At 30.0% G+C, this 9,071-nt stretch carries 6 protein-coding genes; 5 read left to right on the top strand and 1 reads right to left on the bottom strand.

Features of this window, described 5'->3' with window-relative positions; all coding sequences use genetic code 11:
* Positions 1–480: 480 nt before the first annotated feature.
* The 5 genes from J1D01_RS16685 to J1D01_RS16665 all read left to right on the top strand — a co-directional run bounded on the left by J1D01_RS16685 (position 481) and on the right by J1D01_RS16665 (position 7,827).
* Complete coding sequence (locus tag J1D01_RS16685; RefSeq protein ID WP_421151659.1) at positions 481–1,377, top strand: helix-turn-helix domain-containing protein; 897 nt, start codon at positions 481–483, stop codon at positions 1,375–1,377.
* Positions 1,378–1,558: 181 nt separating this feature from the next.
* Positions 1,559–2,590 carry an efflux RND transporter periplasmic adaptor subunit gene (locus tag J1D01_RS16680; protein ID WP_372937695.1) on the top strand — a complete coding sequence of 344 codons (1,032 nt, stop codon included), beginning with the start codon at positions 1,559–1,561 and terminating at the stop codon, positions 2,588–2,590.
* 34 nt (positions 2,591–2,624) lie between these two features.
* Positions 2,625–5,705, top strand: coding sequence for an efflux RND transporter permease subunit (locus J1D01_RS16675; protein WP_421151658.1), 3,081 nt, complete (start codon positions 2,625–2,627; stop codon positions 5,703–5,705).
* Positions 5,706–5,719: 14 nt separating this feature from the next.
* Positions 5,720–7,075 (top strand): TolC family protein, encoded by a 1,356-nt coding sequence (locus J1D01_RS16670; protein ID WP_421151657.1) that lies wholly within the window; start codon positions 5,720–5,722, stop codon positions 7,073–7,075.
* Positions 7,076–7,221: 146 nt separating this feature from the next.
* A complete protein-coding gene (locus tag J1D01_RS16665; RefSeq protein ID WP_372937692.1) occupies positions 7,222–7,827 on the top strand; it encodes a TetR/AcrR family transcriptional regulator in 606 nt (201 codons plus the stop codon).
* Positions 7,828–7,880: 53 nt separating this feature from the next.
* On the opposite strand, the gene uxuA is transcribed toward J1D01_RS16665, so the two are convergent.
* Complete coding sequence (gene uxuA, locus J1D01_RS16660) at positions 7,881–9,059, bottom strand: mannonate dehydratase (protein ID WP_421151656.1); 1,179 nt, start codon at positions 9,057–9,059, stop codon at positions 7,881–7,883.
* Positions 9,060–9,071 lie beyond the last annotated feature (12 nt).

The following is a 9,071-nucleotide window of genomic DNA, read 5'->3' as shown; positions in this document are numbered from 1 at the left end:
AAAGTAATTTATTTTGAGGTCATTTATAAGCCCGTCAACAAATCGGCTAACAGATTGTTTTTTGAGTTTGTAAATGATTGATATATAGTATATTATATAAGAGGAAGAGGCTTCCTGCCACCCCGACAAATTTAATAACCAATTAATATCAAAACCTTGGTAATCGTAAGATTATCGAGGTTTTATGTTTTTTGTGCTTATCATAAGAATTGAATTAATATGACTTAATTCGGTTCACAGTTTCTAAAGACAAAAAGTGTAAGCCAAATAGGTGGTTAAAGCTATGTAATTGAAATAGTTGTATTGAATTTCTTGTTGTTTAAATTTTTTAATAAAAGATAGTAATTATGTAATTGCAAGCCCTCTTTACTTATCATTTTGATTAAATATTTGAGGTAAAATTAATTGTGAGGTATTTGAAAATTTAAATGAGTCTCAGATAATTCAAAAAGCATTAAATTGCGTTGTAAATAATATGACTTGGCAGATAATACTATAATAAAGCATACTATTCATGAGATTGCAGAAGTTTTAGGAGAGCCTCTACAATCTGGAGATTTTTATGTGCATATTTCTCAAAATAAATTTGAAAACATCCCTTTTACCTATCCATTTCGTACCGATAATTATGGTTTACTAATTGTACGTCAAGGCAAACTCAAAATTCTTTTAAACTTAATTTCATATACAATTCAGAAAAATGAAATTATAGCTTTAACACCTCATACGGTATTTCATTTACAAGATTATTCAGAAGATCTAGAAATAGCTGCATTAAGTTTTACAGCAGATTTTATTTTTAAAAATTCGTATAAAATTATTGAAATTGATGCGTTTAGTTTTTTGGTAAATTACCATATACCTAAATTAAAGTTAACATCAAAAGATGTAAAATTATTTGTTAAACTTTTTCAAATAATTAAAGAAAAAAATAATGATAAAACGCTCTTTTGGAATGAAATAATAACCAATTCTTTTGGTGTTATTATGTACTATTATACTTCAAAATTTAAAGAAACTTATCCCAACCTTGAAATAAAAAACACAAGATATGAAGAGTTAACATTTCGTTTTTTAAAGTTGTTAAATGAAAACTTTAAAGAAGAACGTTCTGTTCAATTTTATGCAGATATTTTATGTGTTACTCCAGGGCATTTATCAAAAATTTTAAAAGAAGTATCAGGCAAAACGGTTAGTCAATTAATTAATGAAATTGTAGTTATGGAAGCTAAAATAATGTTAGGAAATCATAAACTAACAGTGGCCCAAGTTGCTAATGAATTACAATTTAGTGATCAATCTGCTTTTGGTAAATTTTTTAAAAAACATACAGGTATCTCTCCTTTAAATTATAGAAAATCTAATATTGAAAAATAGTTTTTTTAAATGGGTAATGAAAACTTAAGAATTATTGTATTTAAACCAAAAAATGATGTTTAATAATAGTTTTTAAGTTAAAAATGATTGTTTAGAACCAATTTAGGCTTTGTTTAAACCTGTTTTTTGCACAGATTTATAAATAGTTTTGTAAAGAATTTATTTAAAATCTTTTCAAGCGATGTTAAAAAAACAGATACTTTCCTTATTAGTACTATTACTTATTGTAAGTTGTAATAAATCTAACCAACAGAGTAATAATAACAGCTCTACAAAGCAAATAAAGGTAAGCGTTGTTGAAATAGATAATAAAACAATTGGAGAAACTTTAACCTACAACGGAGCAATAGAACCAAAGGTTTCAACACCTATTAGTTTTCTACTTCCTGGAACTGTTAACTCCATTTATGTTGAAGAGGGAGATTGGGTAAAGAAAGGGCAAATACTTGCCAAAATAGATGATATATCTCAACAAAATGCGTACAAAGGAACTCTTGCAGCCTTAAATCAAGCAAAGGATGCTTTTGATAGATTAAAATCTGTTTATGATAAAGGAAGTTTGCCTGAAATACAAATGCAGGAAGTAACCTCACAATTAGAACAAGCTAAATCTGCCAACAGCATTGCTTATCAAAATTTACTTAACTGCACTTTAAAGGCGCCAAGTTCGGGCTTTATTGGCTCTAGAAATGTAGAGGTTGGCTCAAGTTCAATACCCGGAAGTCCCGTTTTTAATTTAGTTTCACTAAATGAGGTGTATGTTAAAATTGCGGTTCCTGAAAACGAAATCAATCAATTAAAAAAAGAACAAAAAGTAGCGGTTGTTATACCAGCTATAGGGAATAAAGAATTTTTTGGATACATAGAGAAAATAGGTGTAATAGCCAATATGCTAACAAAAACATACGAAGTAAAAATTCTTCTAAAAAATCCTGATTTGATTATCAAATCTGGTATGGCATGTGATGTTAGTATAAAAACAAATCCTCATAACGGTAAAATAACAATTCCGTATCGTTCAGTCTTAAAAGAAGAAAACGGCAGACCCTATGTTTTCAAAGTATTAAAAGATAAAACAGTCTCTAAAATCTATGTAGAATTAGGTGCTTTTATTAACAATAACATAGAAATATTATCAGGTTTAGAAAAAGGAGATGTGATAATTACAGATGGTCAACACAAGCTTTCTGAAAATGATATAGTGATATTTTAACTCATTATTATAATAGTAATTACTTATGAAAAAAATGAATTTTATAGAAGCTACTATGAAGCACCATCAAATTGTATTGGTCATAGTTGCTGTTATGATGCTTTTAGGAATTTATGGGTTAAAAAACATGCCACGTAGGGAGTTTCCAGAGTTTACTGTACGCCAAGGAGTAATTGTTGGTGTTTTTCCTGGGTCAACATCGCTTCAGGTTGAAGAGCAACTTACCACCGTTGTAGAAGATTATATTTTTGGTTATGAGGAGGTTAACAAACTAAAAACATATTCTCATTCCAAAGAAGGGCAAATGATTATCTATGTAGAATTGAATGATAATGTTAAAAATGCCGATAAATTTTGGTCTAAATTAAGACATGGTTTAAGTGAACTTAAAATGCAGTTACCATCTGGAGTATTGGCTTTAATAGGTAATAACGATTTTGGCGATACTTCTGCATTATTAATAACAATGTCATCAAAAAAACATTCTTATAGAGAACTGGAAGACATAATGAAAGATTTAGAGGCCGAAATTAGAAAGGTAGAAACCGTATCTAAAATAAAGCGTTTTGGTACTCAAAAAGAAGAAATACATATTTATATTAAACCAGAAAAACTCACTAGGTTTAATTTAAAACCCTCTAATATACTGGCATCTTTTAAACTACAAGAGTCTTTAAATTACTCTGGTCAGTTAGATAATGGAGACCTAGTTTTACCTATTCATTTGCCACCAAGGTTTGAGTCTGAAAAAGATTTAGAAGAGCAAATAATTTTTAATGATCAAGATAATAATGTTATACGTTTAAAAGATGTTGCTTACATAGAAAGGCGTTATAAAAAACCTACAAATTACATTCGTAATAATGGTAATAATGCTTTGCTACTTTCATTAGAAATGCAAAAAGGCAATAATATTGTACAATTTGGTGATGAGGTTCAAAACACTTTAGATAATTTCTCTAAGAGCATAGGAGATGATATAAAATTAAATATAATATCCAGCTTACCTCATGTTGTAGATAAATCTATTTCTCATTTTTTAAAGGAATTTGTAATTGCTATTGTTGCGGTAATTATAGTAACCATGTTATTATTACCTTTTAGGGTAGCTGCTGTTGCAGGGGTTTCTATACCAGTTTCTATATTAATAACATTAGGAATTATGCAGTTGGTGGGTATTCAGTTGCATATTGTTTCGCTAGCAGCATTAATAGTGGTTTTAGGAATGGTGGTAGATAACGCAATTGTTGTTATAGATAGTCATGTAGAACTACTTGATCATGGAGAAACACCTTGGAACGCTGCTTGGAAAGCTGCCACAGAACTGTTTGTTCCTGTACTAACAGCTTCGGCAGCGATATCAGCATCTTTTTTTCCTTTAATGTTTTTCTTAACAGGAATAGCCAGCGATTTTGTAGGGACTTTTCCAGTAACTATTGGTATAGCATTATTAATTTCTATGCTAGTAGCGGTTCTATTAGTGCCATTTATGTGTTTCGCTTATATAAAAACAGGGCTTCATAAAGAAGAAAAAAATGATGACAAAAAAAGTGTTTTAGATAGAGTTCAAAACACATTTAATAAGGCATTAAATTTTTGCTTTAAAAACCCTAAACTTACAGTTGTAGGGGGCGTGTTATCAATAATTTTGGGCATTATATTTTTAATGAATGTAGATCAGAAGTTATTTCCAGCAATGGAAAGAAACCAATTTGCTATAGAAGTATACCTACCAGAAGGATCATCAGTTAGTAAAACAGAAAAAGTAATTGATAGTTTAGAAAGTATTTTAAATCAAGATAGTAGAATAACAAATATTGCTAGTTTTATAGGTAATGGTTCTCCTAGATTTAATGCGTTGTATGCACCACACTTGCCAGCAGAAAACTATGGGCAGTTGTTATTAAATACAGAGTCTGATGAAGCTACCATTGAAGTGCTTGATGAGTATACCAAAAAATACAAAGATGCTTTTCCAAGCGCTCATATAAAATGGAAACAATTAGCAATGGAGTCTTTTAGTTCTCCTATTGAAATTAGAATAGCTTCTAATAATATTTCAGACTTAAAGACAGTAGGAAAACAAGTAGCAGAAATACTTAATGAGAATGAAGATCTTACATGGGTAAGAAATGATTGGGATGAAAAAAGACCTGGTATTTCTGTTCAATTAAACAAAAATAAAGCTAATCAATTAGGTTATGCAAAATCTTTGGTAGCGTCATCGTTGTTAATTTCTTTAGATGGTTTACCTGTTACAACAGTTTGGGAAGAAGATTATCCAATTAATGTACTTCTATCAAAAGAAGATTATTTAAAAAATAGTATTAATGATTTAAATGATCAATATGTAACTTCTCCGTTAACCTTTGAGTCGTTGCCATTAAGAGCCATAGGCAAATTAGAACCAGAATGGACAGAAGGTACAGTGGCTAGAAGAAATGGAGTACGTACACTTACTGTTAAGGCAGATGTAGCAAGGGGTAAATTGGGGGTTACTGCATTTAATGCTGTAAAACCTAAAATAGAAGCTTTACAATTACCAGAAGGTGTTAATATAATTTATGGGGGAGAACATGAGGCAAATATTGAAAACTACGTTCCTATGGCTAAATCTTTAGGGGTGAGTGTTGTTTTAATATTTTTTATTCTCATGTTTCAATTTAAAACCATTAGAAAATCACTACTAATTATGTCTACAATGTTGCTGAGTATTTTTGGCGCAGGCTTAGGACTACTACTTTTAGGTTACCCTTTTGGTTTTACTTCATTTATGGGCATTATTGGTTTAATGGGTATAGTAGTACGTAATGGTATTATTTTAATTGATTATGCAAGCCAATTGGTAACTACTAATGGAATGTCTTACAAAGAAGCTGCATTAGCAGCAGGAAAAAGAAGAATGCGCCCAATATTTTTAACCTCATTAGCGGCTGCGGTAGGAGTAATACCAATGATTATAAGTGGCTCACCGCTTTGGGGGCCATTAGGTACAGTAATTTGTTTTGGGTTGTTAACAGGTATGGTACTTACCTTATTAGTGTTGCCAATATTATTCTGGAAATCTATTGGGAAAGCAGCCAAAAAAGCAGCTATAAAAGCTAAATTAAATTAATTATGTTAAAAGTAATGGCAAAGAGAAATATTAGTTTATTAGTATTTTTAATAATAGGTATTCAATTATTTGGTCAAGATTATACCTTAGAAAAATGTAAAACATTAGCATTAAAAAATAATTTAAGTATAAAAGAATCAAAATTAAAAATTGATGCAGCTAAAGAGCTAAAGAAAAATGCTTTTACCAATTATTTCCCTAAGGTCAGTGCATCAGCTAGTCTTTTTAAATCATCAAAAAGTTTATCAGAAATTGAAACACCTGAAATGAATTTACCAGTTTATGATGGCAATCCTGAAAATTTGGTAAATCCAACACAGTTTGCATACATTCCGTCATTTTCAATAGAAACCTTAGATTATACAAATTCTGCTGCATTAACAGCAATACAACCCCTTTATGCAGGAGGCAGAATTAAAATAGGAAACAAACTGGCAACTTTAAATAAAGATGTTCAAGAGTTACAGCATGATCTTACTGTAAGTGAAATAATGGTTAAAACAGAAGAGTATTATTGGAATTTGGTAGCTTTAAATGAAAAAAAGAAAACCATAGAAAACTATCAAACACTTTTACAAAATCTTCATAAAGAGGTGAACGATTTTTATGAGGCAGGTTTAACCCAAAAAAGTAACGTGCTAAAAGTAAATCTTGAGTTAAATAAAATTGAAGGTAATAAACTAAAATTAACTAACGGAATTGATGTTTTAAAAATGGTTTTTGCACAACATCTAGGTCTTGAAGATTACCAAAACCTATCAGTGTTAGATAGTATAATAGATATAAAAAAGCCAAGTGTTTATTATCAAGAACCCCAAATAGCTATTAAAAATAGAAAAGAAACTGCACTACTAAATAAAGCTGTTGATGCTGAAGTATTACAAAAAAAACTATCAACCGGAGAGCATCTTCCAGAATTAGGTGTTGGTGTTGGCGGCTTGTATCTTGATGTAGCAGATAATAGCGATTTTTATGGAGTTGTTTTTGCATCATTATCTATTCCAATATCAGATTGGTGGGGTGGTTCTCATAAACGTAAAGAGCACAATTTTAAAATAGAAATGGCCAAAAACAATCTTGAAGAAAAATCTCAGTTAATGCAAATTCAAATATCTAAAGAATATAAAACATTAACAGAATCATATAAACAGATTGAAATAGCCCAAACATCATTAAATCAATCTAATGAATATTTGCAGGAATTAGAAGATACTTATGATGCAGGCTTAACCAATTTATCCGATTTATTAGAAGCTAAAGCTATAAATCAAGAAGCTAAAGATGCTTTAATTGATGCTAAATCAAAGTATAAAATTAATATAGCAAAATACCTGTTAGCACTTGGGAATGACAGTATTCTAGAAGATTAGTAAAATATTTAAATTGGCAAAGTTTACTATTTGTAATAGAGCTTTAAAAGGTGTTAAAGAGTATAATTAAGTAAATAAATTGTTTCGATTAAGATGTTAAGATGAAGCAAATACAAAATACTATTTGAAATGTAAAAAAAGGTGAGATGACCAATTCTAAAAAGCAATTAATATTGAATAGGTCTTTGCTATTATTCTTAAATTATGGCATAAAAGTGGTTTCTATGGATGATATTGCAAATAAATGTGGCATCTCTAAAAGAACTCTTTACAAACTGTTTGATAGTAAATCTGATTTGCTAAAATGTATTGTAGAAAACAAGACAGAAGAATTTTTATTAAAATTATCTGTAATACATGATAAATCAAAAGATGCTGTAGAAGAATTGTTAGAATATATAAAGCTAATTAGTACTGTTTTTAAATCAATATCTCCAATAACAATAAGAGATTTAAAAAAATATCATATAGATATTTATTTACAGATTTTACGTTTGAATCCTAATAAGTTGCGTCCTCTTATAAATGAAAATATGGAAAGGGGAATTGAAGAAGGGCTCTATAATAAGAATTTATTTATTGAGGAATATGAAAAATCATTTATTAAAATTATAGCAGCTTATTTTAATAGTAGTACAGAGCAAAAAAAGCTAGAGGAGCACTATCAAATGTTAGACTTTTTTTTCAAACTCTTTTTCAAAGGGTTGTTTACAGCTAAGGGATGCAAAAGGTTTGAGAAGTATTATGTTTAAAAAAAGTCAGAAACAAAGTTTCTGACTTTTTTATCTCTACTATTAATAGAAATTTAGTTCATGCTGTTTTTTATAGCATATTCTACACCTCTTAATTCTGCAAGACCACGTAACCTGCCAATACCAGAATAACCAGGGTTTGTTTTCTTTTTTAAATCATCTAACATTTGATGACCATGGTCTGGTCTCATAGGTATTATAGCATCTTTTAAGCCTTCAGATTTTCTTTTTCTTTCTTCTAAAAGCGCTTCTTTAATAACGCTATACATATCTACATCACCTTCTAAATGGTTAGCTTCATAAAAATTACCTTTTTCATCACGCTTAGTACTTCTTAAATGTATAAAATGTACTCGATTTGCAAAACGCTTAAAAATTTGTACCAAGTCATTATCGGCTCTAACACCTAAAGAACCGGTACAATATGTAATACCATTTGCTCTGTCTGGTACCTCATTAAAAATATGGGCGTAATCACTTTCTGTACTCACCACACGTGGTAACCCTAAAATAGGGTATGGAGGGTCGTCTGGGTGAATACACATTAATACATCATTTTGTGATGCAACAGGAATTATTTCTTTTAAAAAGGCAACTAAATGCTCTCTTAACTTATCGGCATCAATGTTTTTATAAGTATCTAAAATAGTTTGAAATTGTTCTAAAGTATAACCTTCTTCGGCACCAGGTAAACCGGCAATGATGTTGTTTATTAAAGTGGTTTTTTCATCTTCTGATAAAGTTTCAATATATGCTTTAGCTTCGGCTTGTTGTTCTTTTGTGTAACTAGATTCTGCTCCCGGACGTTTTAATAAGTAAAGTTCAAAAGCAGCAAAGGCAGTGGTATCAAAACGTAATGCTTTAGAGCCGTCTTCAACTTCAAAACCTAAATCTGTTCTAGTCCAATCTAAAACTGGCATGAAATTATAACATACAATGTTTATACCGCATTTAGCAAGATTTTCTATGCTTTTTTTATAGTTTTCAATATAGGTTTGAAAATTACCAGAGCGTGTTTTTATATTTTCATGTACCGGGATACTTTCAACAACACTCCAGGTTAATCCTACGCTTTCAATAGTTTGTTTTCTTTTTTCAATTTCATCAATTGTCCAAATTTCACCATTAGGAATGTGATGAAGAGCAGATACAACTCCTGTTGCACCTGCTTGTTTTATATCTGATAATGATACGGGGTCATTTGGTCCGTACCAACGCCATGTTTGTTCCATTTTAAAATAATT

This window comes from Seonamhaeicola sp. NFXS20 (assembly GCF_049132085.1).
GTDB lineage: Bacteria > Bacteroidota > Bacteroidia > Flavobacteriales > Flavobacteriaceae > Seonamhaeicola.
This window is presented reverse-complemented; position numbering and strand designations above follow the sequence as displayed.

What these genes read in the sequence shown, in the direction of transcription:
- J1D01_RS16680 (WP_372937695.1), top strand. Translation starts at nt 1,559, where the DNA reads ATGTTAAAAAAACAGATACTTTCCTTATTAGTACTATTACTTATTGTA.
- uxuA (WP_421151656.1), bottom strand. Translation starts at nt 9,059, where the DNA reads ATGGAACAAACATGGCGTTGGTACGGACCAAATGACCCCGTATCATTA.
- J1D01_RS16675 (WP_421151658.1), top strand. Translation starts at nt 2,625, where the DNA reads ATGAATTTTATAGAAGCTACTATGAAGCACCATCAAATTGTATTGGTC.
- J1D01_RS16670 (WP_421151657.1), top strand. Translation starts at nt 5,720, where the DNA reads ATGGCAAAGAGAAATATTAGTTTATTAGTATTTTTAATAATAGGTATT.
- J1D01_RS16665 (WP_372937692.1), top strand. Translation starts at nt 7,222, where the DNA reads ATGACCAATTCTAAAAAGCAATTAATATTGAATAGGTCTTTGCTATTA.